Consider the following 25191-nt stretch of genomic DNA (forward strand, 5'->3'; position numbering starts at 1 on the left):
TAAATGCTATTGATAGTAATTATCATTATGATATTCTGGCGCTCAAATTTTCCTGAGAGCCAGAATTATGTTGTCCTATCGCGTTAAAACCGGTTTCAAAACCTTGCCGCTAGTCGCTGCGATACATGCAGTCTGTGTTTCTGGCGCTGTCTACGCCCAGGACAGCGTTGAAACCGTGCTGGTAACTGGCCAGTACACGGTGGCCGACAAGGTGGATACGGCGACCGGTTTGGGCTTGACCCTGTTTGAGACCCCCCAGTCGGTTAGTATCATGACTGAGCAGCGCATCATCGATCAGAATTTGAATTCCGTTGCCGATGTGGTTACCCAAACGGTGGGCGTTTCATCCAATAATCTGGATACCACGCGCAACACCTTCAATGCGCGCGGTTTTGAAATTGATAAGTACCAGATCGACGGTGTGCCCCAAGCTTGGAGCCTGGCCGGTGATTCCGGCGAAACCATTGCCGATGTTTCTATCTACGAACGTATTGAAGTGGTGCGCGGCGCGACGGGTTTATTGACCGGCGCGGGCGATCCTTCTGCGTCTATTAATCTGGTGCGCAAGCATGCAACCGCAACGGAATTGACCGGCTATGTGAACGCCGGTGTTGGCCGTTGGGATACCCGATTTATCTCTGGCGATCTATCAACACCGCTGACGGCCAATGGTGCAGTGCGTGCGCGCATCGTGGTCAAAAAGGAAGTTAGCGATACCTACATGACAATCCCTGAAGACGACCGCGGCATTATTTATGGTGTGATTGATGCGGACCTGGGGGCAAACACTTCGCTGAGTGTTGGTAGCAGCTATCAGGAAAGCAATCCAAAAGGTTCTACCTGGGGGGCATTGCCTGCATGGTTTAGCGATGGCACGCCAACAGATTGGGATCAGTCGGTCACTACCTCTGCTGATTGGACTTACTGGGATACCACCAACGAAAATAGTTTCGTCACTCTGGCTCATCAGTTTGCCAATGGTTGGGAAGCAAAGGTCAGTTATAACCACACCAAAAATACTGCAGACACCAAGTTGTTGTATTTATCAGGTACCGTGGATAAGGCAACCGGCGAATTTTCCAATGCACCTTTTCCTTACATGAGCGCTGGCTACAACAAGCAGGACAGTGTTGATGTGCAATTGAAAGGCACTTACAACCTGTTTAATCGCGATCACGAATTTGTCGTGGGTGCGCTGGATAGCAGCTACGAAACAGAAACCGCCAACTTTACTGCGCTGTCGTTCCAGCCGACGACGGGCAATTTCTTTGAGTGGGATGGCAGTTATCCCGAGCCGACGTTCAGTGCGGATGGTTTCGTTGCATCCCAGTCCACAACCGATCAAGACGGCTACTACGCTGCGACTCGCTTATCGATAAACGATGATCTCAAATTCATCGCCGGTGGCCGTGTTTCATCCTGGCAGCAGAACGGTTTTGATTGGAGCGGCACCAAAAGTTACGGTAATGATGATGTAGTAGTTCCCTATGCGGGCCTCACCTATACCATCACTGAACGCCACAATGTTTACACCAGCTTCACTGAAATTTTCAAACCACAAAATGCACGCGATGCCGATTTGAATTTTCTTGATCCGGTAGAGGGCACCAACATTGAGGCTGGTTTGAAAAGTAGTTTCTTTGATGGAGCGCTGCAAACAGCAGTCGCGGTTTTCCAGATCCAACAAGACAATGTCGCCCAGGTCGCAGGGTTTTTACCGCCAGTTGGCAGTGCGCCGCCTGAATTTTTCTACCGCGGTGCTAAAGGGGTTGAAAGCAAAGGCTTCGAACTTGAGGCGGTGGGTTATCTGACACCCAATTGGAATCTCTCGGCAGGCTATGCGCAATTCAAAGCGGAGGATGCCGCAGGCACCGAAGTGAATACCGATAGCCCGCGCAAAAAGCTAAATGTATTTACCACCTATGAATTCACCAATGCCTTGGATGGTTTAACGATTGGTGGTGGCGCGAGCTGGGAGAGTGAACGTCGCGGCAGTGGTGGAGAAGGTTTGCCCGCGTTGGTACAAGATGCTTACACACTGGCAAGTGTGATGGTTCGCTACAACCTGACTGACGATTTTGCTTTGCAATTCAACGTGGATAACTTGACCGATGAGCATTATTACGGGCAAGTGGGTTTTTACTCCGAGTACACCAATGCGGCACCAAGAAACTACACGCTAAGCGCAACTTACTCGTTTTAATAACGGGTTAATGCTAAAAACAACAATGCCGGCAACTGCCGGCATTTTATTTATTATCACTACCGCTTGCGTTATCGTCACTCCCGCTTGCGGGAGTCCAGTTCTCGAACCTCAAGCTTGATCCCCGCAAGCGGGAATGATGTTCAGATAATTAAAAAAATCCGTCCATCAACTCAGCGTGTTGCTCTGGTTTCAGGCGCGGACCAAATTGTGATACGACTTTTGCGGCTGCTTTGTTAGCGAAGGCAGCGGCCGTTTTAAAATCTTTGCCGTGATTGATTGCGTGCAGGAATGCGCCTGCAAACATATCACCAGCGCCATTAGTATCGATGGCTTTTACCGGTGTGGCTGCGACGTTAATTAATTCGCTGCCATCAAACACCAGTGCGCCTTCGCCGCCGCAGGTGATCGCAAATTGTTTGCAGTATTTTTTTAGCGCTTCAATGGCATCTTCAATTGAATGGGCTTGGGTGAAGCCGATGGCTTCGTCGCGGTTACAGAAAATTAAATCTACGCCGTCACCAATCATTTCCAGCAATCCATCGCGAAAAAATTGCACCATTGCCGGGTCCGATAAACTCAATGCGGTTTTGGTGTTGTTCGCTTGCGCTTGTTTGCGCAACTCAATGGCGGCTGCACGGCCGGTGGGTGATGTCACCAGATAGCCTTCGATATACACATAATGGGAATCGGCGATGGCTTGTGTATCCAATTCATTCACCGACAGTGTTTCGCTGATTCCTAAAAAAGTATTCATGGTGCGTTCGGCATCAGGCGTAATCATCACCAAACATTTGCCGGTAATGCCTGCTGGCGGCGTGATATGTGCAGGTGTTGCAACGCCAGCGGCTTTGAGGTCATTCAAATAAAACACACCGTTTTCATCGTTGGCAACTTTGCAGGAATAAAAATTATTACTACCAAAATAACTGGCGGCCACGATGCTATTGGTTGCTGACCCGCCACTGGCGCGATGTGATGCAACCAGGTGGTTTTGCAAATAACCAATGAGTGTGTTTTGGCGCTCTTCATCCACCAATGTCATAACGCCTTTGGCCACTGCCATTGTGGTGAGGTCGTTATCGGTAAGGGTGATTTCAGTATCGACCAATGCCGCGCCTATGCCGTAGATGTGATATTGCTTGCTCATGGGAGTGTCCTGTTGGATGCCAGATCCGAAATAGCGCGATCTGAAAAGAAAAAGAGAGATCTGGAAAGAGAGATCCGAAGTACAAAATGTGCTGCATTATGCAAAATTCGCAGCGACCTATAAAGCGACCATTACTCTGCACCGGAAATTGCCGGTTTTTACCCTCGCATTCACACAGTGCGAGGGTTAAACTGGCGCGCAAATTTTTGCGCATAGCGCGCAGCCTTCCTGTTACACAATCCACCAAAAAAGATGTGCCCATGACCAAGCGCCGTTCAACTGCTCGCCGTACAAAATCTCCATCTACCCCCCGCCGTGGTTGGGCGCTGGCGCGGCTGTGGATTTTCTATGGATTGTTATTGGCGGTGGCGTTGCTGGGGATTTGGACGCTCTATCTGGATTCGGTTGTGCGTGAAAAATTTGAAGGCAAAAAGTGGTCGCTGCCTGCGCGGGTGTATGCGCGCCCACTGGAGCTATACCAAGGGCAATCTTTGACCCCGGCGCTGTTTGAACAAGAGTTGCGCGCACTGGGTTATCGTTTTGAAAGTAATGCAGATGCGCCTGGTAAGGTTCTGAAAAAAGTCAGTGCCGCATCCCATGAAGTGACCTATCACATCCACAGCCGCGGTTTTGCGTTTTGGGATAAAACCGAACCCGCACGCAAATTTATGCTGCGCGTCGGCAATAACGAGGTGCAGGGGTTGATCGATCTGGCCGGTGCTGATTTGCCGATTGTGCGGTTGGAGCCGGAAGAAATTGGCGGGTTTTATCCAGCCGATAAAGAAGATCGCTTGCTGGTGCGCCTTGCGGATTTGCCGCCTCTGCTGGGTGAGACCTTGTTAGCTGTTGAAGATAAACATTTTCTGGATCATCACGGCGTATCGCCACTGGCCATCATCCGTGCGGCTTGGGTCAATGCAACCAGCGGCGAGGTAGTGCAGGGCGGTAGTACCATCACCCAGCAGTTAGTGAAGAATTTTTATCTGACGAATGAGCAAAGTATTTTGCGCCGCAAAATTCCGGAAGCGATTATGTCGGTACTGCTGGAAGTGCATTACAGCAAATCGGAAATTCTGGAAACTTACATCAACGAAGTCTTTTTAGGCCAAAGTGGATCGCGTTCTATCAATGGGTTTGCACTGGGCGCGCAGCATTACTTCCGTCAGCCGTTAAGTGAATTGGATGTGCATGAATTGGCGCTCTTGGTGGGCGTAGTAAAAGGGGCATCTTATTACAACCCCTGGCGCAATCCGGAGCGCGCCAAAGAACGTCGCAACGTTGTGCTGGCCGTTATGCACAAGGAAGGCTTGATTGATGCACAGCAGCTCAAACGCGCGCAAGCAGCACCCTTGGGCATTGTGGCTGAAGGTGAATCGCGCACTACGACTTACCCGGCTTTTATGGAATTGGTGAAGCGCCAGTTAAATCAGGATTACAAAGAAAGCGATCTTCGCAGCGAAGGCCTGCGCATTTTTACTACCTTGTCACCCATGGTGCAGCGTCAGGCGGAAAAATCCATGAAGCTGCGTGTGGATCAACTGGAGAAACAATTCAAAACCAAAAATGTGCAGGGCAGCATGGTAGTTACCTCTGTTGGCGGAGGCGAAATCCTTGCCTTGCTTGGCGACCGCAATCCGCGTTTCTCCGGTTTTAACCGCGCACTGGATGCCAAGCGCCCGGTGGGCTCGCTTCTGAAGCCGTTTGTGTATTTGGCCGCTCTGGAGATTCCACAGCAATATAATTTGGGCACGATCATTAGTGATGCGCCGGTGAGTTATAAATCCGGCGGCAAGTGGTGGGCACCGCAAAATGCTGATAAAAAAGACCATGGCGATATTCCGCTCTACAAAGGGTTGGCTTACTCCTACAACCAATCCACCGCGCGCCTCGGTATGACCATTGGGTTGGATCGCGTTGCCAAAGTGGTGAAGCGCGCCGGTTATGAAGGCAAGGTCCCTGAATTACCGGCAATGCTGTTGGGGGCAGTGGATATGTCGCCGATGGAAGTTGCCGGGATGTATCACACACTGGCAGCAGAAGGCGTTTATACACCGCTGCACGCGATCCGCGAGGTGCTGGCGGCTGACGGCAAACCGCTCAAGCGTTATCCATTGGAGTTGGAGCAGCGCTTTGATGCTGAATCCATCTTCCAGTTGCAATACGCCATGCAGCGCACCCTGCGCGAGGGAACCGGGCGCAGCGCCTACAACCAAATTCCATCTGCTATTGATCTGGCCGGTAAAACCGGTACCACTAATGACCAGCGCGATAGCTGGTTTGCAGGCTACAGTGGTGAGCATCTGGCCATTGTATGGCTCGGGCGCGACGACAATAGCGCAACACCACTTAGCGGTGCCGGTGGTGCCTTGCAGGTCTGGACAGATTTTATGAAGCACCTGCCTACCCGCAGCTTGTCGCAAGAACCCCCGCCCGGTGTCAGCTTTGACTGGCTGGATGAAAAGACCGGCAAGCTCAGTGCAGAAACCTGTGAAGGTGCGGTCTGGCTGCCATTGCGCGACGATTTCCGTCCGCTGCAATCGGTAGAGTGCGAGCTGCAGAATAAAAATCCGATCAAGAGCTTCTGGCACAAGCTGGTCAATTGATCGCGCTTCCAGCCTTTGATGTATCAAAGGCTGGAAGCTTGTCGCAAAAATAAACCTCTCCAGTGAATCCGAAGCTCACTAGACTGTGTCTTAGTCTATGAGTTGGGGCATTATCGATTGAAACATCCAATCCTGCCCGGATTACCCTGAGAGGCTTAACCCATGATTTTACGTTCACCCTCTATGCACCTGCTGGGCTTCGTGCTCGGTTGCGCCATCCTTATGCCTGTGAGTGCTGCCGAACTGGAAGGTACTCCGGTTCCGGTTGACTCCACTCCTTCTGTTCCTGTCAGTGCCCAAGCGCCTGCCACGCCTGATCCATCTACCCCTGCTGTAGCGCCGGTTCCGGAAGAGCCCCAGCAATGGGAGCAGGAGCAAAAAGACCTTGAACGCGAGCAGGAAGTGCAGGCTATAGAACAGCAAGCCCATGCGGTGGCGCAGGAGGCGATTGCGCGTGATCACGAACGGCGGATGCGCGAACACCACGACTGGCAGCGCGACCTGGATAAAGGCCTGCAAGAGGCGTTTGGCAAACCCAATTTTGATGAAGAGGATATTGGCTTGGCACTGTTAATTCCATTATTTGCAATTGTGTTTATTTTTGGCGGGCCGATCTTTTTATTGGCGTTCCTGCTCGTGCTTCGCTACCGCAGCAAGGCGCGTCGCCAGCAGGAAATCAATAACAATATCGACAAACTGCTTGCGGCAGGGCGCGATATTCCAGTGGAGCTTTTGCGTGGCGATGAGCCTAAAAGCGCAGGCGAAACCGGTGATCTCTCCCGCGGTATCCGCAACCTGTTCCTCGGCATTGGCTTGTTGATCTTCCTGACCGCATTGGTAGGGTTTGATATCGGATCGGTCGGCTTTATCTGGATCGCCTTCGGGTGTTCGCAAACCCTGATCTGGTACCTGAACAAACCCAAAGCGGGTTCTGTTGAACAGCAGGGGCAGCAGGACTAATCCGCATGTCCCTTTCCGATCAGGAATTGATTGCGCGGGTCGTTAGCCGCAAGGATCAGCACGCCTTCGCGCAGCTGGTTTTGCGCTACCAGTCGCCATTGCGTACATGGGCAAGACGCCTGTGCAATGGCGATACCCACCTCGCGGATGATCTGGCGCAAGAGACCTTTATGAAGGCCTACGCTGCGCTGGGCGCATTCCGTGCAGAAGCCAAGTTCTCCACCTGGTTGTACCGTATCGCCTTCAATATTGCTGCCAACCGCTGGCGTGCGAAAAAGATCGAATGGTGTGAACTTGACGAGAATGAAGAGATCGAAGCTGAGCAGTGCAGCGTAAAGCAATATCATGCACAAAAAGATGTGGAGGCCGCCATGCAAACCCTGAGTGCCGGGCAGCAACTGGCAATCCGTCTATGCTTTGAAGATGGCTTTTCCCATGAAGAAGCAGCGACTATTATGGGTATACCCTTGGGCACCGTGAAAACCCACATCAACCGCGGCAAGCAAAAATTGCAAACCCTGCTGGCCTCCTGGCAGGACGGTCTGCCCCAATGATGGTCGGGATAAAAGACAAAAGTGAGGTTGCGTATGAGCATCAGTAACTTTAATGACAATGATTTTGATAGCTTCCTGCGCAAGCAGCTGCAAGCATCCAATAGCTACATAGATGATGACGGGTTTACCGCGCAGTTAATGGCGAGCCTGCCTGTATCCCGGCGTTTGAATCGCTGGTTGGAGTTATTGATTATTGCCGTACCAGTAACACTGATCGCGCTGTTGGTAGCGAGCCAATTCCCGGTGCGTGAAGTGGTTCAGCCAATTTACGCCTGGATATTAACGATGGATGCAGCCAGCTTTGCGACTATGTGTGTAGCAGCTGCAACGGCCATGTTGTTGGTGCCTGTGTTACTGATATTCAAACCAAAGCCATTGCTGTAGTGAATGAGTTATTGAATATTGTGCCCTGACTGATTTCCTGTTTTCCTCGCTTTTAAATTCGCTTTTGCATTCTCGTTTAAATCGCCTAATTGCCAAGAGTAATTAGGCGATTTTTTTTTGCTCCCGAAATGTCAATAAGTGGTTCTACTCAAGCGTACTTGGCGCGAGAAGTTTGCGCATTATATGTGCGACTGCTATACCCAAATGATTATTTCTATCGGACTGGGATTGTACGCATGCTTCGGTTGACCATCGCAAAAAAATTAATGTTATTGGTAGCCATTTCTCTTATTGGATTTGTTATCAGCCAAGGTTATTCACTTTGGGTTGAACGTGCCAACAGTGGCCGCTTGGCTGAAGTGGAACAGCGTATTTATCCCACGCTGGAATTAACGACTATTAATCTGGGATCACTGCTGTTAATGGAGCAGCAAATTAACAGTTCAGTCACAACGGGTGATGAACAAGTATTGGAAGATGCAGATAAACATTATCAAGAGATTCGCAGCAATCTTGAAAAGCTGTCGGCCCTAAGTAGTGATTTATCCGTGCAAGTAAATGATATAGATGCGCAACTGCAAGACTGGTACACCACAGCAGTGCGTATCGCAAAAGGTTTTATTGCAGGAACAGTTGATTTCAATCAAGTGGGTGCTGAAACCGCTGCTAATGCAGATAAATTAAAAAATTTGCGCAAATCACTGTCGGCAATGAAAAGCCAAACCGCAAAACGTTTTAATCTGGCGATCAGTGAAACCATAGAGTCATCGCAAACTGCATCGAACATTGCATTGATTATTGCGATCTGCGCGATAATTGCGTTGCTGATTATCAGTTTGATTATCAGTCGTTCAATCACATCCAGCATCAACGAAGTGACAGAATCCCTGAAAGAAATGGCGTCAGGCGCGGGCGATCTCACCAAACGGATTCAGTATCCCGGTCACGATGAAATTCGTTATCTGGTCAAATATTTCAATGCATTTGTAGAAAAACTACATGGTTCATTTGCGCATGTCAGTCAAGATGTCACGGGCCTTTCACAAGTGGCAACGCGCCTGACAAATTCCAGCAGCCAAAACATGGTGCGCATCAATGAGCAGGCGAACGCAATTTCCAGCATGCGCAGTTCAATCGAAGACCTAATGAAAATGGTCAGTGAAATTGCAGAGTTTGCAGGCAATGCATCACACCAAGCACAAGATGCAAGCACAGCAGCAGCACGCGGAAAAGAAACGCTCGCAGCGAATGTATCGACTATCAGTACCCTTGCAGAAGAAGTGCGTAGCGCGGCCAATGTGGTTAATCGTTTTGAAGAATTTTCTGCTGATGTTGGCCAGTTGCTTAACACAATCCAGACCGTTGCAGAACAAACTAATTTGCTTGCGTTGAATGCGGCTATTGAAGCGGCGCGGGCAGGCGAGCACGGGCGTGGTTTTGCGGTCGTTGCGGACGAAGTGCGTGGGCTCGCCGTGCGCACGCGTCAGGCAACGGAAGAAATTCATAAAGTCATCAGTGAGTTGCGTCAGGTTTCTGCAAGTGCGGTTACCGCCATGCAAGGTAGTGTTGATCGTGCCAATCGTGGAGTAGAAGCTACAGTAGCCTCGGGTGAAGTGCTCAATTCCATTTTAAATAATGTGGAAACAATCAGCAGCATTAATGAGCGCATCGCAGCAGCCACACACGAACAAACGGTGACATTTTCCCACGTTTCCGAACACGTCAATGGTATTTACAGCAGTACCCAGTTGGTTACCAGCAGCACCAATGAGTTGAACGAAATCAGTCATGACATTGGGCACATCAGTCAGGAACTACGCAACGTCGCCAGCCAGTTCCGCGTCTAACAATTATTTTCACAGGAATAAATACAGCGGTTTTTACGGAGCATATAAACAGGACGTTATTAACTTAGGAGCGGAGTTACACATGAAAAAAATGAATCCAACACACAAAAAAAATCGCCTGGCTTGCGCTCTGGCGATATGTATTGCAGCACCTTGGGTGCAGGCTGCCGATGTCAATGTCACCGGTTTTTTATCGGTCGGTGGCGGCTTTGTCGATGATGAATACGAAGATGCTGCCAATTATGGTGGTTATGAAGAAGATCTGACGTTTGATAACAACTTGCTCGGCTTGCAAGTGAGCGGGCAAGTGAGTGAAAAACTCACCGCCACCGCGCAGCTGATTGCGCGCAGCAACAGCGATTACGATGTGAATGCTGAGTGGGCATATCTGACCTGGCAAGCAACGGATGACGTTAAATTGCGTGCAGGTCGTTTGCGCACGCCATTTTATTTATATTCCGATTTTCTTGATGTTGGTTACGCCTATTCATGGATAACGCCACCGCGCGAAGTGTATTACCTGCCGTTTAATAACGTGGACGGTATTGATATCTACGCGACGAAAACCCTCGGTATTTTTGATACGACGTTCCAAGCCTATTTCGGCAGTTTTAATGATGAGTTCTCGCTGGATGGTGTGCAAACAGAAGCTGAAACACGCAACCAGGCCGGTATAGCGGCAACCTTGGGGAAAGATTGGTGGACGCTGCGTGCGGCTTATCATCAAGCTGATCTGACGGTGGATGTCGCAGGAGCTGTTCTTGATCCTGCAACCGGTTTTACACTGGGGCAATTTTTGGATTCATTGCCAACAACACTGCGTGGTGTTACCACCAACGTGCTAGTGGATGAAGACAAGGCCACCTTTGCGCAAATTGGTCTCACGATTGATACCGGCACATTTGTAGCTGCCGCAGAGCATGTGGAATTTGAAGCAAAAAATTCGATGCTCGCTAAAAACGTTCGTGAATACGTGATGGGTGGTGTGCGCACAGGTAATTGGTTATTCCACGTCACTGTTGCGCGTTCCGATGATGAGGCCGCGAATTTGGCAGCCGGAATACCTGTTGCTGCACCCACACTCCCGGTCATTGGTGTGCTCAATCAAGTCGCTGCATCGCAATCAGATAAACGCGATGTCATTTCTCTGGGAACCCGTTGGGATGTTACCAGCGGTAGTGCACTCAAATTCCAGATTGATGACGTTGATGATGAGGTTAACGGTGGACAAAAAGTCTATTCCGTTGCCTTGCAGACCGTGTTTTAAAAAGGAGCTGCAGACATGAAAAAAATCATTACATCTTTCGCTGCTACGCTTGCATTGTGTGTCTCGGCCATTAGTTGGGCTGAAGTCGCGGTTATTGTCCACCCATCTGCTGGTTTCGATTCGCTGACCGAAGATGATGTATCGCGCATTTTTCTCGGTAAAAGCAAAAGTTTTCCAGGCGGTGCACAGGCGGTGCCGGTGAATCAAAACGAAGGCTCTGCTGCACGCGATAAATTCAATGAAAGTGTGTGTAAGAAAAATGCCAGCCAGTACAAAGCCTATTGGTCGCAATTGGTATTCACCGGCAAAGGCACTCCACCAAAGGATGCAGGCGATGATGGCGCTGTTAAAGCCCTTGTTGCTGCCAACCCCAATATGATTGGGTATGTCGATTCCAGTGCGGTGGATGCCTCGGTAAAAGTCGTCTTTAAAGTGCCTTGATTTTCCGCTACTCATTCAGCTGTCAGCCCGCCTTGTGCGGGCTTTTTTATGACCAATAAAAACCCCTCTCAGGCTGCCAATTAGGCTAAAATGCGCGCCCTTTACGTATCTATATGTGATGCATCTATCCTTTGGTGATGTATCTAGCCCGTTAATCGTTCAGCCGCAGAGAAATTACCCGTGATCTCCACCGCCAATATCACCATGCAATTTGGTGCCAAGCCCCTGTTTGAAAATGTCTCCGTTAAGTTCAATAACGGCAATCGCTATGGTCTGATCGGAGCCAATGGTTGCGGTAAGTCCACCTTCATGAAAATTCTCGGTGGCGATCTGGAGCCTTCTGCAGGGCAGGTTATGCTGGAGCCTAATACCCGATTGGGTAAGCTCAAGCAGGATCAATTCGCCTACGAGGAATACTCGGTGGTGGATACCGTCATCATGGGGCACACAGAGTTGTGGGCGGTGAAATCCGAGCGCGACCGCATCTATGCTTTGCCTGAAATGAGTGAAGAAGATGGTATGCGTGTGGCTGAGCTGGAAGTAGCGTTTGCCGAAATGGATGGCTACACCGCAGAATCGCGCGCAGGCGAATTATTATTGGGGCTGGATATTCCTATCGAACAACATTTTGGTCCTATGAGCGCAGTCGCGCCGGGCTGGAAGTTGCGCGTGTTGCTCGCGCAGGCATTATTTTCTGATCCCGAAGTATTGCTGCTCGATGAGCCAACTAACAACCTGGATATCAACACCATCCGCTGGTTGGAAAATATTTTGGTTGAGCGCAACAGCACCATTATTATTATTTCGCACGACCGTCACTTTTTAAATTCGGTGTGCACACACATGGCCGATCTGGATTACGGCGAGTTGCGTGTTTATCCTGGCAATTACGACGACTACATGATGGCGTCTACCCAGGCCCGCGAAAAGTTAGTCAACGAGAACGCCAAGAAGAAGGCGCAGATTGCAGAGCTGCAAGCATTCGTTAGCCGTTTCTCGGCTAACGCATCCAAAGCAAAACAAGCCACCTCGCGCGCACGTCAGATTGATAAAATCCAGTTGGATGATATTAAACCCTCAAGCCGCGTAAGCCCTTACATCAAATTTGTACAAAACAAAAAATTGCACCGCCAGGCCGTCACTCTTGAGCAAGTGAGCAAAGCGTTTGATCGACCTTTGTTTACCGATTTAAGTTTGCAAGTGGAAGCGGGTGAGCGCATTGCGATCATCGGCCCTAATGGTGCGGGTAAAACCACACTGTTGCGTTGTTTGTATGGCGATTTGCAACCTGACAGCGGTACAGTGAAATGGGCAGAGCAAGCGGAGATCGGTTATTTCGCCCAAGACCACGCTGCGGATTTTGCTGACGATAGCAATTTATTTGATTGGATGAAACAGTGGACCAGAGGTGACGAACAATTGGTGCGCGGTGCGCTTGGGCGAATGCTGTTTTCCAATGATGACGTAAAGAAAAATGTAAAAGTATTATCCGGTGGTGAAAAAGGCCGCATGCTGTTTGGTAAGTTAAGTCTCGTGAATCCCAACGTATTGTTAATGGATGAACCCACCAACCATTTGGATATGGAATCCATTGAGGCGCTTAACCTGGCACTGGAAAATTATCCCGGCACATTAATTTTCGTCAGCCATGATCGTGAGTTTGTATCTTCTCTCGCCAACAGAATTATTGATATGCAGCCAACAGGGCTGATCGATTTCCATGGTAATTACGAAGACTATTTGCGCAGCCAGGGAATCTATACCCAATAAGACATTAACTGCTTTTTGCTGTTGAATATAGAGTGTTTGTGATGCATAAACAAAATAATATTCGCGAATCTTTTTTAACAGCAATGTTTAGTTTATTGGGCTATGTATCTAATTGTGATGGCCCAATAAACAAATCCGAAGTAAAGCGCGTAAAGCTTTACATGAAAAAAATGAACTTGTCGGAGGATGAGCACAGTAAAGCCCTTCTGTTGCTAAAGTCAGGCGCAAGTCCTGACTTTAATGCAAACGAAACGATCCAGAAATTTCTTGAATCCACAACACCAAAGCTAATACAGATTTTATTGGTTTATTTGGTCACTGTTGCGAAATCCGACGGCTATTTGGTTGAAAAAGAGTTGCATGCAATACAGTGGATAGCGCGCAAATTAAATTATAAAAGCATTGTATTTAATCATTTATTAAAAATGCTTTATGAGCAGGATCAAATAGCAGCGAGTCGCAACCCCCAGTCAATTGATTCAGTAATGCCGCAAGACACTTCTGTTTCATCCCAAAGAAAGCAGGCAGGAAACTATTCAAATAGGGAAGACCTTAACAGTGGCCCCTATGTTGAATCCAATTCCCAAAATCAGGATTTGCAGAAGTGCTACAGGGTTCTTGGTGTTAATTCAGAAATGACAGATGATGAAATAAGAATGGTTTATAAAAAGCGTGTGAACCAATTTCATCCTGACAAATTAGCAAGCAAAAATCTTCCACCTGAACAGTTGAATGCTGCAACTGAGCACTTCAAGAAAATTCAAGTTGCATACGCATTTATCAAAAAACATCGTTCAATTTATATCGCTGGCTGATTTATCTAAGTAATGAATAAATCGAATGGAATGTTTTTTTTGCTGAGAGAATTATTTTGATGGGATTGGAGTGGTAATAATGGTGGGCCCAGCTGGACTTGAACCAGCGACCTGCCGATTATGAGTCGTCGTTAAACATATAATCCAGTGTAACACAGTATCACAATATATAACTAAGTTATTGTTTTTAAAGAATTTTATATACATAAAGATCACCCTATGTAATATAAAGTCTTATTGTGATGTAACCCCAGTGTAACCCCGGAGCGCATGTGGAACGACAATTCAATTTCACCAAACAAGCCATAGAAGACCTGCCACTTCCTGAATCTAGGATTGAATATCGTGATGAGAAGCTGCCCGAGCTTCGCTTGCGGGTAACATCCAGTGGAGTTAAAAGCTTTTCTGTTTTTAAGCGCGTTTCAGGTGGTAGTCCGGTGCGGATAACCCTTGGTAAATACCCTAGTTTGTCACCAGTAAGAGCTCGCACTCTGGCGCTAAAGCATTTGGCCGATTTGAGTGATGGGGTGAACCCCAACGAGCAGCGGCGCGTCGACGCAATGTCAGCTGTGACACTTGGCGAAACCTTTGAAGCGTACAAGCGCTCCCGCAAACTCCGTGTAACCACTCTCAGAGGGTACGAGGGAGTATTAAGAAATCATTTGCGCAAGTTTATCTCAAAACCGCTAGGTGAAATTGATCGCCGCGTGGTTATTGATATACATGCTGGTATTGCCTCGGAAGCTCAGGCAGATCTGACCATGCGTGTGTTGCGGGCAATATTTAACTTCGCCAAATATGAGTACTGTCGTCAGGATGGGACTTCGATTTTTCCCGAAAACCCAGTCGAGATATTGTCCCACCGTAAGCAATGGAACAATGTTCGGCGTAGGCAAACACATTTACGCCCCGGGGAGCTTTCGGTCTTTTATCGAGCCTTACAGGAGGTTCGTGATCAAGAGACACCGACTGGTCAATCTATTTGTGATGCGATGCTGTTCGCTTTGTTAACAGGGCTTCGGCGTGGAGAAATATTTGGATTAAAGTGGAAGGATGTGGATCTGCGAGCTGCAATCTTCACCGTCTATGACACAAAAAACGGGTTACCGCTGGAACTGCCAATCACTAAACACATCGATCAATTATTTAAGCAGCAGAACGGCAGAGTTAATTCGGAGTTTGTATTTGCTGCTGATAATGAATATGGCCAGGTACGCGAACCCAAAAAAGTGGTGGCCAAAGTTAAAACGCTCTCTGCCGCCCATTGTGACTTTCACGATCTACGGCGCACTTTTGCCACCACAGCGGAACATCTGGATGTCGGCAATTACAAGATCAAACGATTGATGAACCACTCAACTGGTCGGGATGATGTGACGGCTGGCTACATAGTTTTAACAGCTGAAACGCTTCGATCTTCAGCGGAAAAAATACAGAATTATTTTTCAAGTAAACTGAAAAATTCCAATATTGTTGAAATTAGAAAAGCAGTTTATTGATATGTATCGAAAATCCTTTTTGAATAGTCATTTTTTTACTCCCTTGCTTGTCTTAATAATCCATCGTGCATTTGGATTGCACGATGGAAAATCCTTTCATAAATAACTTCACTTTTCGACAGTTTTTTGCTGAAAAAACTGTTGACAGTCACGCATCATAACCCTGCGCCATACGACGAAACGCATCGTCATCAACGGAGGGTAAAAACGTGCAAATAACTTCAGAAAAATATTTAACCTACGAACAAGCCGCGGGCTTGCTATGCATGTCTACCGGCGGCCTTAGGAACAGGTTGTGCAGAGGCGAGCCTGTCCCCCCATCCATTAAGGTGGGGCGCCGGCGATTGTTTCCCGAATCTGAGTTGCATCGATGGCTGGCTCAACAGGGCGGCTTGGTCTGTCAAGGAGAGCATTAATGGCAATTGACATCATGTCAGCGTTTGAGAATGAGCCTCCACAATTAGATTTTATTTGGCCTGGTTTTTTAGCCGGAACGGTCGGTGCATTGATTGCTCCAGGTGCTACAGGAAAAAGTTATTGGGCGCTTGAGGCGGTGATGTCAATTGCATGTAGCGTCACCTGTGGTGATTTATTAAAAATTGGGCCAGGCCAAACGGGAAGGGTGGTGTATCTCGCGGGGGAGGATCCGGAAAGTGTACTAATCGGGCGTGTCCACGCTATCGGTAGGCATTTTAATGCTCAGGCTCGTATCGAGATCGCTAAAAATCTTATGCTTGAACCAATCATGGGGCGCTGCTTTAACGTCATGACTACTAAAGACAGCGAGTGGTTGATTCAATTGGCTATGGGAGCAAGGTTGATCGTGTTGGACACATTAAGTCGCACTCATTGTTTGGATGAAAACAGTAATGGTGATATGTCGCGACTTATTTCAATCCTGGAGAGCATTGCAGTGAAAACTGGAGCTGCTGTTCTCTATTTGCATCACGTTAGTAAAGGCTCGGTGCGCGAAGGGCAAGCAGATCTGCAGCAAGCTGCTCGAGGTGCTGGCGCTCTTGTTGACAATGTTCGCTGGTGTGGTTTTGTTTCGCGGATGTCAGCCTCAGAAGCGAAGGAATTGAGTGACCGCACTTACGACCGGAAACCAATTGGCGATCGAAAAGGCTTTTTTGTGAGGTATGGGGTTAGTAAGCAGAATTACGCTTTAGTGGAAGCTGATAAATGGTATCAGAGGGGGGAGGGTGGCGTACTTTTGCCTGTAGATCTAGCGGCGTGCAAAGGCGGCGATTTTGGAAATAAGGTTGCCGCTTTCAAGGGGAGGGAAACAGATGAAGAGTGGTAACTTGGTTGCGCCAACCAGCACAATCACGCAAGCCAGGTTGATGCTATTCCAGCCCACTCAACGCCCAAAATATCGTGAGGGGGAGTGGCTGGAAACTGCCCATGGGCGTTGCCGTGTTTTTGGTAGATTGGGTCAGCGTCACGCTGATCTTTTGGAAGCTATTCTTTACTGCGCAGAGGATAGTCGAGCCATTAATGATGGTGGAATTGAGTTATTGGTTGATCCTGCTCGTATCCGAAAAACGCTTTCAGACAGCCAGTATAGCTTCACGCAGATGGAGAAGCTTCTAATTGAATTGTGCGCAGCAGTTATCCATATCAAAAAGCCGCAGTTTGACGTCCCGATTATAGGCAATTTAATTGATCACCGTGACCCCTCGCTTAAGCCCCGCCGTGATCCTCTCACTGGTGGTGTTAGAAATCTTTGGAAGGTGCGCTTAGGAAAAGCTCTTTTGGAGCTTCTTGAGCGGGATCTGGCTCTGTACTACGACCCCGCTCCAATTGCTCGATTGCAGCACGGTATCGCTCAGGCGGTGGCCCGGCACATTCTGACCCACCAAAACGAACCTGCTGGAGGCTGGTATATGGATACAGTGATTTTGGCTGTCGCCGGGCAGATTTCAGGAAAAACCTTGCGCGATGCCCGCTTCCGCTTGAGGGAGGATGCTGCTCAACTAAAGCGAATTGGAGTTGTTATTGAAGGGGGTAGGGTTAGAAGAGTGGTTTCAGACTGTCGCGCACCCGCCCGATAGCGTCGCATACCCGCCCGATGGCGTCGCGCACCCGCCCGGAAGCGTCGCACACCCGCCCGGAATTGGCAGGATATACAGGATATTCAGATTCGGCTCAGTCGCCGCTAGGCGCGGCAGCTGACCGAAACGCATTAAGTGGAAGGGGCGCAGCCCCTTCAAACATCCCCGCAAACAGCCGTGTTTGACCCTCGGGAGCAGTCGCCGCTGCGCTATGCCTGCCCCTCTGGGAGGCTGTATGACCCTCCAATCTGTCAAGGGTGCGCTGCGCCGTAAGGCTCACCCGTTCGGTGCTCAGTCGCTACGCTCTTTGTGCTCCGCTGCGGCTTCCGCTTCCGCCCTTGACAGCTTTTCGAATCTTAATAACAAAATATTATTTGCGTTAGGTGCTAACCATTATATAATGATTTCATGAAAACATGATTGAGGAGTGATCTATGATGAATATTTACGGTGGTTTGGCCTGCGACCTGTGCGAGTCAGAAAATGCTGCGCAAAGCCATAAAGGGGATATTGATGAACTGGATAACCCAGAGTGGCTACCAAAGTGGCAAAGTGCTGGAGTTATTGATTCTTCCTCTTCTGTTATCTCAATCTTTCATAAAGATGGGGATAACATTTACACCCATTTAAATGGGCGCAGGGAAGGGCAGGCAGCGTTCAGGGATAATGGAAAATCCATTGATTGCTGTACAACAAATCCTTGGGCGCTCGCGGCTCAGTTGGAACTCGCAAAGCAAAAATTAGATGCAGGTGAGTGGGAGCAAATATGGGTATTTGGGGGGGAACAATTCCAGAGGGCAATTCTCATGCAGGCCCATGATATGAGAATCCGTGTTTTCTCCCAGGATGAGGACAATATAAAAACATTGATAATCAAAAAACGCGGCCGCAAGTGGTTTGAATGTTTGATTGGTGGTTATAGCGCCAAGCTTTTGATCAACACAACAAGCGATCATTTACAGCCCGACCATGTGGTTAAACTGCTGGTTCAAGACACCAGCAAACGTACAGATTTTGGGAGCGATCTTTCATTCACGCCTCTTAAAATATACGAGATCCACGATGCAGCAGAACTCCGCCAGTTTGCTGATCAGCTAAAAGCTTTAGAAAAGTGGTTAGGTTTGGCCGATAAAGATGTCAGCGCAGGCTTCATAAATTCAAACGCAATATCTTCATTACTTGGATGTTGGAAATCACTAAAAGATGCTGTACCGGCCACTGAGCGTGGCGCGAATAGGCACATTGAACTTGCCAATAAAGTTCAAAATCTTCTCTGCAAACTAGAAGGCAATAAGGCGGCCGTGACCTATTTAAACGTGCCTTTTTCCAAAAAGGATTTTGCGAAAAGATTAGGTGCGCATTGGGATGCCAGTGTCAGATCCTGGTATGTGGTTGGTGCTGTGAAGCCTGAGCTGCAGGAATTTGTGAAGAATTTACCTGACAACATGGAAATCCTTGATTGGCTTTAGCGTTAGAAGCTAACCAAAAACACGGATCATTAAATAATGAAATCATGAAAAGGTGATTTATGGCAAGGCCAAGACAGGGCGTGACACTGGAAAATGCTGCAGGTGTTCATGCGTATTTTCGTGAAGCACTGTCGGACTATTCACGCGCCGATAAACTCTTGTTCGATCCAAAAACATCGTATGCAGCAGTAAGGGCGCTCAATGAAATCAACCAAGTGCAATACTGCAATATTGAACGTTACTGGCGAGCTATTGAGCTGGCCGATAAAAACCCGAAATCACAGTTTATGGTCGAGTACGCTACTCGTGGCCATTCAGTCCCCGATCCAGACGAACTAGAAGGATGGGTGCTTAGGTTTGTCAGCAAAGATGGCTGGAAACAGTGCCAAAATAATCTGCGCCAAGCGCGTTATGCAAACGATGCAGGTAGAGAGAAAATACAAATAAAGCTGAATCGATCCTTGGTGTCTGGACTAAAAAATTTAGCTGAAGAGAGGGGAAAGTGTCTTGATGAGCTACTGGAGGACTTTTTAAAAAAAGAACGGGGATATTAAATCGTGATGCATTGATATGACTTTTTATTGTTAGCACCTAACAGTTAAAATCGTCCCGAATGAATGCGGACACATTCATCCGAGACTAACCACAACCACCTGTTTGGAGGTGATTTATGGCTGATGCCAATTGTACACAAATACATTCACGGGAGTTTATCCGCGTGTTGCCACTCATAGTCGCGCTGGAGCGTATCGAGCGGCCAACAGTGACCAATTTGGCTACTGACACTGGCCTAACAGAAAAGGAGTTGGAAAGTCGTTTGCAGGCGCTCCAGGGTGATTACCAAGTGTTAGTTGAGAAATCTGGGGATGCTGTGTACCAGGTGGCCAGTTGGGGACTGCTGCCACGCCATCCGCGCAGTGAGGTGGAGAGAGGTGTTTTTTCAGTCAAACGCGACAACCCACAGGATGAACAAATCACATTTGATATTGCAAATAATCTGCTCCGGATTTACGGCCACCGCATCGCTTATACTGCACCCCTTGATACAGTGAAATTGATAAAAGGATTTTCAGGCGGGCAGTTAAGGCTGGATTCAGGAGGTTTCTGCGCAAATGTGCAGTTATCAGTTGTGGAATATTTTCAGGCTGAACATTATTTCCTGGTCATCAAAAAATCTCAGGAGACCATGAAATGACAACAGGTAAAAAAGTAGCTATTGCAATTCATTGTGCTGGCGTCACGCTCGCGGCGTTTTTAGTTCTGGGAGCGGCAAAATTATTGATGGGTACTGTGTCCACCTCAGTGATTTTGGCTTCCGCAGTTTTTTATTTTGGAACGGTAGCATTTGCCACAGCGCGAGTTTTGAGCGGGACTGATGAGAAGGCAGAGAGGCTGGCGAATTTTATTGATGGGAAATAATAGAGAGAAAAGGCGATGGAAACTTTAATGAATGCGCGAGAGTTGGCTAGGTGGTCGGAGAGATTGGCCGCAGATGACTGGAGCCGCCAAACATGGGAAAACTTCGCCATGGGAACAGTATGTGGAGCAGCCTGGCTGCTCTGCATTTTTTTGCTGGTTGCGTGTCTGGTTCCACCACTGCGTAGAAAATTCCATTTATGGACAGGTGTATATCTGCCCTGGAATATTTTTGTAGCGTTGACGATTGTTACAAACCTAGTTGGAATTATGGGGCACCCAGCAATCTTTTCAACCGGGGTGATTGCATACTGGGTCAATACAACAGTGCCAGCATCCCTGCTGGAGCCCACTGCGCGAGCACTAGATTTTCTGGCTTTTGCAGGATGGTTTTCACTGTAAATTTTTAATTTTTAGTGCTCAGCATTTTAGACAGTTTGCTCATCCCACTACTGGCTGCACCTGCAGCATTTTTAATACCACTACCCGCAGATTCCGCCATTTCATTAGCACCAGAGCGGGTTTTATTTCTCATTGTGTTTCCCGCACCACTGGCAACGCGAGCAGCTCCGGCTACAAAAATTGAGCGGCTCTGTTGCTCATTTGATGCCTCACCCAGGTTTTCATTCCCTCCGCCGATATAGCGGAGGACCTTATCCGGAACCTCATGTATTAGGCCAAACGCGCGGTGCGCAATTTGAATTACGACTGCTGTAAAAATTCCGAGCATGGCGAATGCAGTGACCACGCCGCTCACGCTATCCCCAATCATTCCGCTCATGGCTGGCAGGAACAAAAGCATCAAAACTTTTAGCATGACGATCACTAAAAGCATTCCAGCAAAAAAGCCTAAAACCGCTAATGCTGGCCGCAAAAAAAGAGAAAGCATGACCATGTATCCCGCTTTGGCGCGCTCGCCAATGAAACCGTTGCCCTCAGGCATGGCATGACTTGCCGCCCATATGGGTGCTGCAATCACCGCTTCAATTAACATCACAAACCAAGCCGCAACCCCCATGATCCACAGAATCAGAGGCATTGCTGGTAGGTAAAACGCGAGCATTAGCGCAATTGGTATTAACAGCAAACCTGCGCCTACCAATGCCCAAAGTGATTTATTTGTGACTCTGCACAGTGTACTGGTGACTGGGCGAGCTGCCCCACCAATCAGACCGCCCACCGCCTCACTTGTATCGTCTGCAACACACGCTGCTAGATCAGTCAAAAATGCAGCAGCAATTGTGATTTCAAACGTACCTATGATCGTGTGCCCAACGTTGGCCAATCCCGCTACTGGGTCAGGCTCACTGAGCGCAAAATTTAATACTGACTCAACACGATTCATAACAAATTCCAGCCCGATATTATCGTCACTGTAGGTGCTGCGCTCCATGGCATTCACTGCCACGCCACTCGCAGGGTCAGTAACCAGCATTTTCTCCTGGTAGGTTTTCAGTCCATCGACGAATGTTGAGTAGTCATTGTGTTCCAGAACGGCCTCGGTCGGTCCTGCCAGCTCAGCTTTTACCGAAACCATTTTTTGCGTTTCAGCGTTCACCCTTTGCAAATCCCAATACCATGCCCCCACCGTGATCCATCCAGCGTCTCGGGCGCCTATGGTGGTGCCCGCAGTGTCGGGGTTACCTGACGCCCACTTGCTCACTCGCGCAGTCGCAATCTCACTAAGCGCGTCATTTATGGCTTTTTGATAATCAGCTTTGAAAGAATTTACCGAATTGTTAAACGCATTTTGGTCAGGCTCCGCCGCGTTTTCGTCAACTGAACGAAGCACTATTTGCCTAGCCAGAGGATCCAGTCCCTCATCAAGATCAGCGTGCGCCTGGATCACTTTATTTTGGAAACTTCTGACAGGGACATCTATTGCTGTGCCTTCATCAATTTCTGCAAACTCAAGCGAGATGGATCCGCATGGATTTGCACCGTAACTGCGCGGTACGCCATTAGGAAAATCAGATGCCCACGCCGCGCCATATGCTAGTCCTGCGCTGGCGATATTGTAGCTGCTGTCATAACGCTGCATGACTCTATGCTGCACCGGCACCAGTGGCGCACCAGTGGCACCACTGGTGCGCAGATTAACAACCTGATCATCGTTAATAACCTCGATAGGCTTTTCTTGAATATTCTGATGACGATCAGCAGTATTTATGCCGTGCATACAAACGCGGTTTTCCAAAATCCTTTTTGCTGTTTTTTCATAATCCACCGTGATTTGTGGTGGATAAAGAGTGCCTTTTTGCTCAATTTGATTAAGGGCAGCATTCCATGAGGAATTGGCTAGCCCAATCCCATGACCAGCCATCCATAAAACTCCAATTTGCATCGCAGAATAGCCACCAGAAAAAGGCAAAACCAGTGCAAGAGCAACCACCATCCTCAGCGGTATCCACATTGTTGAATACGCTTTTCCCAACGGGTTCCCTTCATGTGCTGAATTCAGCACTCCAGTTAAAAATACATATCCAATAATTAATCCAGTAAAAACGAGCATTCCAGTGTTCAAAACCTGGGACATTGCCCCAAGAACTGAATCAGGGCTTGCAGGTCCAGTGCCACCCAAAATGATGTCCACAACACTGCCAAAAATGTAGCGTAGATATTCAACACTTTTATCTGTTGGTTGCACATCAGTGATTGATGCAAATGCCCCACTGCTAAGCAGTAACAGCGGGAGCAGAAGCGCTATTTTTTTCAGTTGTTTCATGTTCAAACTCCCAGCCAAAGGCTTTTAAAAATTCAATATCACGTGAGGCAGTTAAATGCCGTTGCAAAACTTTTTGTAAACCGGCCTTGAAAGCTGGATTTACCATCGCCTCATTTATGAGAGCGGCACCCACTAAAATTTTTTGTCGCGTTGAATCCTTTTTTGCCCTCTCGCTGGCCTGACGCATGAGATCAATTGCGCGCGCTTCCTGCTGTTCAATTTCTTTAAGAATTTGAGCTGCAGCCCCGCCCGGATTTTTTCTCGCCTCTTCTTCCAAAAGTTTTCTTTGCCGTGTTTTCAACATTTGCACCTCCACTGAATTTTTTAAAAAAATCACTACACAGTGAGAATATGACGTGCTAAATTTATTTTCAAGATTTATCCTTATTTATCAATGGCTTACGTGCTGCTGAACTGCACGTTGGGCGTGTAAGTAGGGTGAGAGTGAGGGGGAGTGATGTGGCACCGAGCAAAGCCCCCCTGGCTTCAGAAGGGCGCATTTACGACTTGTGCCAAGTCATGCGTTTTTCGCGCAGCGAAAAAGAAAAAAAGCGAGGTAGGTTTTCATGGCCATTTTTTATTGCCCAACAACGCTGATTGCTCGTTCCAAAAGCAGAAGTGCAACTGCTTCTGCAGCCTATCGTGCAGCTGAAAAAATCGTTGATGAAAGAACGGGAATCGTTCATGACTTTAAGCACAAAACAGGTGTACTGGATAGATTCCTTTTTAACTGTGGAGGATTGTCCAGAGCGGAACTGTGGAACCTCGCTGAAAAATCAGAAAATCGCTCAGACTCCAGAGTTGCCAGGGAGTGGACTCTAGCGCTTCCTCATGAGTTAAAGCGAGATGCACATCAGCGAATTATTGCGCGATTTTCACAATCGATTATTGATAAATACCACGTAGCAATTGATGTCTGTGTGCATGCCCCCGGAAGGGGTGGGGATCACCGTAATCTTCACGCTCACTTATTAATGACAACACGCCCAATGCACGAATCTGGATGCTTGGGAAAACGAAAAACCATTCTTGAGTGGAGTGACTCAGAATTAAAAAAAAATGGATTACCGACTGGGGCTGAGCAGATAAAAGCGATCAGAGAAAAATGGGCTGACGTAGTTAACTTTGAACTGGAAGCAGCAGGTTTGTATGAGCGCATTTCTCATCTCTCATTAAAAGAGCAGGGGATAGAAAAAATCCCACAAATCCACGTTGGTCCATTGAACACACAATTGGCTCGGATGGGCTACATCGAGCGGGCTTCTCGGTGGCAGCTGAATGAAAAAATAAAAGCTCAGAACAATTTGTTTGACCTAACCAAAATGAGGATTTTACGTATGCAACAAACTCAAACAACATCCCTCCAAGATGATGCTATTACATCTAAAAAAGTGAACACCCACGGTGGATTAGCGGCTACTTGGCAGGCCGCTGAAGACGCCGAACTGCAGGCAATAAAACGCCTAGAACAGCACCACAAAACAGAGATAGAAGAAATAAAGAATCGCGAAGAATTAAACAACTGGAAACCCGCGCAAATCGATCCTGAGAAAGGGTCTGTGATCGCAATGTTTCAGCAGGATGCGCAAGGCGTTTATCGCTGGACGAAGGGCCAAAATGAGGGGCAAGAGGCGTTCAGAGACGCAGGCAAAGCCATTCACAGCCAAACCATCAACAGTTGGGCGCTAGCGGCTGAATTGGAGCTGGCAAAACAGAAAGTGGATGCGGGCGACTGGAAGGAGATAAGAGCATTCGGAAGCGAGCAGTACCGGCGCGCAATCTGGATCCAGGGGCAAACCATGAATATCCAAGTAAATGGCTACACACCAACAAAAGAGGAGTTGGCCAAATATGGCCAAGCCCCCTCGCAAGGCCTGGTCGGTGATGAAAAATCAATACCAAATCGCTTTGCGCAAGCTTCAAAATTTGAAAACAAATTTACTAAAAACACAGGAGGAGAAAACAGCCCAGATCAACCGAAAACAACGCCAACCCACAGTCAAAAAATATAATCAGTAAACAAAGGTAAAATCA

The 25191-nt window shown here is 48.1% G+C and carries 23 protein-coding genes; 20 read left to right on the top strand and 3 right to left on the bottom strand.

Translation table 11 applies throughout. From position 1 onward, the window contains the following. Nucleotides 1-67 precede the first annotated feature (67 nt). A complete protein-coding gene (locus tag VC28_RS18340; RefSeq protein ID WP_049631913.1) occupies nucleotides 68-2203 on the top strand; it encodes a TonB-dependent siderophore receptor in 2136 nt (711 codons plus the stop codon). Between the two features lie 151 nt (nucleotides 2204-2354). Here VC28_RS18340 and VC28_RS18345 read toward each other — a convergent pair whose 3' ends face one another. Beyond that, nucleotides 2355-3353 (bottom strand): adenosine kinase, encoded by a 999-nt coding sequence (locus VC28_RS18345; RefSeq protein ID WP_049631914.1) that lies wholly within the window; start codon nucleotides 3351-3353, stop codon nucleotides 2355-2357. A 260-nt stretch (nucleotides 3354-3613) separates the two neighbouring features. Between VC28_RS18345 and mrcB the strand changes: the two genes are divergently transcribed. From mrcB to VC28_RS18435, 18 genes are all read left to right on the top strand, one after another. Next, a complete protein-coding gene (gene mrcB / locus VC28_RS18350) occupies nucleotides 3614-5956 on the top strand; it encodes a penicillin-binding protein 1B (RefSeq protein WP_049632536.1) in 2343 nt (780 codons plus the stop codon). Between the two features lie 162 nt (nucleotides 5957-6118). After that, entirely contained in the window at nucleotides 6119-6916 is a 798-nt protein-coding gene (locus tag VC28_RS18355; protein ID WP_049631915.1) for a DUF6249 domain-containing protein, read from the top strand. Between the two features lie 5 nt (nucleotides 6917-6921). Then, nucleotides 6922-7470 carry an RNA polymerase sigma factor gene (locus VC28_RS18360; RefSeq protein ID WP_049631916.1) on the top strand — a complete coding sequence of 183 codons (549 nt, stop codon included), beginning with the start codon at nucleotides 6922-6924 and terminating at the stop codon, nucleotides 7468-7470. Nucleotides 7471-7503: 33 nt separating this feature from the next. Further along, nucleotides 7504-7854, top strand: a complete 351-nt coding sequence (locus VC28_RS18365; protein WP_049631917.1) for a hypothetical protein — start codon at nucleotides 7504-7506, stop codon at nucleotides 7852-7854. Nucleotides 7855-8090: 236 nt separating this feature from the next. Continuing rightward, complete coding sequence (locus VC28_RS18370) at nucleotides 8091-9701, top strand: methyl-accepting chemotaxis protein (protein WP_049631918.1); 1611 nt, start codon at nucleotides 8091-8093, stop codon at nucleotides 9699-9701. Between the two features lie 82 nt (nucleotides 9702-9783). Further along, on the top strand, nucleotides 9784-10968 hold the full coding sequence (locus tag VC28_RS18375; RefSeq protein ID WP_049631919.1) for a hypothetical protein: 1185 nt from the start codon (nucleotides 9784-9786) through the stop codon (nucleotides 10966-10968). 15 nt (nucleotides 10969-10983) lie between these two features. Beyond that, on the top strand, nucleotides 10984-11409 hold the full coding sequence (locus VC28_RS18380; RefSeq protein WP_049631920.1) for a type 2 periplasmic-binding domain-containing protein: 426 nt from the start codon (nucleotides 10984-10986) through the stop codon (nucleotides 11407-11409). A gap of 180 nt (nucleotides 11410-11589) precedes the next feature. After that, nucleotides 11590-13179, top strand: a complete 1590-nt coding sequence (locus tag VC28_RS18385; protein ID WP_049631921.1) for an ABC-F family ATPase — start codon at nucleotides 11590-11592, stop codon at nucleotides 13177-13179. Nucleotides 13180-13220: 41 nt separating this feature from the next. After that, nucleotides 13221-13994, top strand: coding sequence for a co-chaperone DjlA (gene djlA / locus VC28_RS18390; protein ID WP_049631922.1), 774 nt, complete (start codon nucleotides 13221-13223; stop codon nucleotides 13992-13994). 272 nt (nucleotides 13995-14266) lie between these two features. After that, the gene (locus VC28_RS18400) at nucleotides 14267-15493 is read left to right on the top strand and encodes a tyrosine-type recombinase/integrase (RefSeq protein ID WP_049631923.1); all 1227 of its coding nucleotides are present in this window, start codon (nucleotides 14267-14269) and stop codon (nucleotides 15491-15493) included. 209 nt (nucleotides 15494-15702) lie between these two features. Then, entirely contained in the window at nucleotides 15703-15909 is a 207-nt protein-coding gene (locus VC28_RS20115; protein WP_082191621.1) for a helix-turn-helix transcriptional regulator, read from the top strand. Then, nucleotides 15909-16796 (top strand): helicase RepA family protein, encoded by an 888-nt coding sequence (locus tag VC28_RS18405; protein WP_049631924.1) that lies wholly within the window; start codon nucleotides 15909-15911, stop codon nucleotides 16794-16796. The genes VC28_RS20115 and VC28_RS18405 overlap by 1 nt, the downstream gene beginning before the upstream one ends. Next, on the top strand, nucleotides 16783-17547 hold the full coding sequence (locus VC28_RS18410) for a hypothetical protein (RefSeq protein WP_049631925.1): 765 nt from the start codon (nucleotides 16783-16785) through the stop codon (nucleotides 17545-17547). The genes VC28_RS18405 and VC28_RS18410 overlap by 14 nt, the downstream gene beginning before the upstream one ends. A 434-nt stretch (nucleotides 17548-17981) precedes the next feature. Beyond that, nucleotides 17982-19016: a DUF5710 domain-containing protein gene (locus VC28_RS18415; RefSeq protein ID WP_049631926.1), complete on the top strand. Its 1035-nt coding sequence runs from the start codon at nucleotides 17982-17984 to the stop codon at nucleotides 19014-19016. A 59-nt stretch (nucleotides 19017-19075) separates the two neighbouring features. Further along, nucleotides 19076-19570 carry a hypothetical protein gene (locus VC28_RS18420; RefSeq protein ID WP_049631927.1) on the top strand — a complete coding sequence of 165 codons (495 nt, stop codon included), beginning with the start codon at nucleotides 19076-19078 and terminating at the stop codon, nucleotides 19568-19570. A 116-nt stretch (nucleotides 19571-19686) separates the two neighbouring features. After that, entirely contained in the window at nucleotides 19687-20211 is a 525-nt protein-coding gene (locus tag VC28_RS18425; protein WP_049631928.1) for a hypothetical protein, read from the top strand. Continuing rightward, the gene (locus VC28_RS18430) at nucleotides 20208-20435 is read left to right on the top strand and encodes a hypothetical protein (protein ID WP_049631929.1); all 228 of its coding nucleotides are present in this window, start codon (nucleotides 20208-20210) and stop codon (nucleotides 20433-20435) included. The genes VC28_RS18425 and VC28_RS18430 overlap by 4 nt, the downstream gene beginning before the upstream one ends. A gap of 15 nt (nucleotides 20436-20450) precedes the next feature. Then, nucleotides 20451-20834 (top strand): hypothetical protein, encoded by a 384-nt coding sequence (locus VC28_RS18435; RefSeq protein WP_156184366.1) that lies wholly within the window; start codon nucleotides 20451-20453, stop codon nucleotides 20832-20834. A 4-nt stretch (nucleotides 20835-20838) separates the two neighbouring features. On the opposite strand, the gene VC28_RS18440 is transcribed toward VC28_RS18435, so the two are convergent. Both VC28_RS18440 and VC28_RS18445 read right to left on the bottom strand, forming a co-directional pair. After that, a complete protein-coding gene (locus VC28_RS18440; protein WP_049631931.1) occupies nucleotides 20839-23157 on the bottom strand; it encodes a DotA/TraY family protein in 2319 nt (772 codons plus the stop codon). Then, nucleotides 23108-23461, bottom strand: a complete 354-nt coding sequence (locus VC28_RS18445; protein WP_049631932.1) for a hypothetical protein — start codon at nucleotides 23459-23461, stop codon at nucleotides 23108-23110. Before VC28_RS18445 ends, VC28_RS18440 begins: the two co-directional genes overlap by 50 nt. Nucleotides 23462-23723: 262 nt before the next feature. Here VC28_RS18445 and VC28_RS18450 point away from each other — a divergent pair, with 262 nt between their 5' ends. Next, a complete protein-coding gene (locus tag VC28_RS18450; protein ID WP_082191622.1) occupies nucleotides 23724-25169 on the top strand; it encodes a MobA/MobL family protein in 1446 nt (481 codons plus the stop codon). Nucleotides 25170-25191: the final 22 nt, after the last annotated feature.

Source organism: Cellvibrio sp. pealriver, from assembly GCF_001183545.1.
Lineage (GTDB): Bacteria > Pseudomonadota > Gammaproteobacteria > Pseudomonadales > Cellvibrionaceae > Cellvibrio.

Bases quoted from the DNA above. Each gene is read 5' to 3' on its own strand.
- VC28_RS18340 (WP_049631913.1), top strand. From the start codon at position 68: ATGTTGTCCTATCGCGTTAAAACCGGTTTCAAAACCTTGCCGCTAGTC.
- VC28_RS18345 (WP_049631914.1), bottom strand. From the start codon at position 3,353: ATGAGCAAGCAATATCACATCTACGGCATAGGCGCGGCATTGGTCGAT.
- mrcB (WP_049632536.1), top strand. From the start codon at position 3,614: ATGACCAAGCGCCGTTCAACTGCTCGCCGTACAAAATCTCCATCTACC.
- VC28_RS18355 (WP_049631915.1), top strand. From the start codon at position 6,119: ATGATTTTACGTTCACCCTCTATGCACCTGCTGGGCTTCGTGCTCGGT.
- VC28_RS18360 (WP_049631916.1), top strand. From the start codon at position 6,922: ATGTCCCTTTCCGATCAGGAATTGATTGCGCGGGTCGTTAGCCGCAAG.
- VC28_RS18365 (WP_049631917.1), top strand. From the start codon at position 7,504: ATGAGCATCAGTAACTTTAATGACAATGATTTTGATAGCTTCCTGCGC.
- VC28_RS18370 (WP_049631918.1), top strand. From the start codon at position 8,091: ATGCTTCGGTTGACCATCGCAAAAAAATTAATGTTATTGGTAGCCATT.
- VC28_RS18375 (WP_049631919.1), top strand. From the start codon at position 9,784: ATGAAAAAAATGAATCCAACACACAAAAAAAATCGCCTGGCTTGCGCT.
- VC28_RS18380 (WP_049631920.1), top strand. From the start codon at position 10,984: ATGAAAAAAATCATTACATCTTTCGCTGCTACGCTTGCATTGTGTGTC.
- djlA (WP_049631922.1), top strand. From the start codon at position 13,221: ATGCATAAACAAAATAATATTCGCGAATCTTTTTTAACAGCAATGTTT.
- VC28_RS18405 (WP_049631924.1), top strand. From the start codon at position 15,909: ATGGCAATTGACATCATGTCAGCGTTTGAGAATGAGCCTCCACAATTA.
- VC28_RS18410 (WP_049631925.1), top strand. From the start codon at position 16,783: ATGAAGAGTGGTAACTTGGTTGCGCCAACCAGCACAATCACGCAAGCC.
- VC28_RS18415 (WP_049631926.1), top strand. From the start codon at position 17,982: ATGATGAATATTTACGGTGGTTTGGCCTGCGACCTGTGCGAGTCAGAA.
- VC28_RS18420 (WP_049631927.1), top strand. From the start codon at position 19,076: ATGGCAAGGCCAAGACAGGGCGTGACACTGGAAAATGCTGCAGGTGTT.
- VC28_RS18425 (WP_049631928.1), top strand. From the start codon at position 19,687: ATGGCTGATGCCAATTGTACACAAATACATTCACGGGAGTTTATCCGC.
- VC28_RS18430 (WP_049631929.1), top strand. From the start codon at position 20,208: ATGACAACAGGTAAAAAAGTAGCTATTGCAATTCATTGTGCTGGCGTC.
- VC28_RS18435 (WP_156184366.1), top strand. From the start codon at position 20,451: ATGGAAACTTTAATGAATGCGCGAGAGTTGGCTAGGTGGTCGGAGAGA.
- VC28_RS18440 (WP_049631931.1), bottom strand. From the start codon at position 23,157: ATGAAACAACTGAAAAAAATAGCGCTTCTGCTCCCGCTGTTACTGCTT.
- VC28_RS18445 (WP_049631932.1), bottom strand. From the start codon at position 23,461: ATGTTGAAAACACGGCAAAGAAAACTTTTGGAAGAAGAGGCGAGAAAA.
- VC28_RS18450 (WP_082191622.1), top strand. From the start codon at position 23,724: ATGGCCATTTTTTATTGCCCAACAACGCTGATTGCTCGTTCCAAAAGC.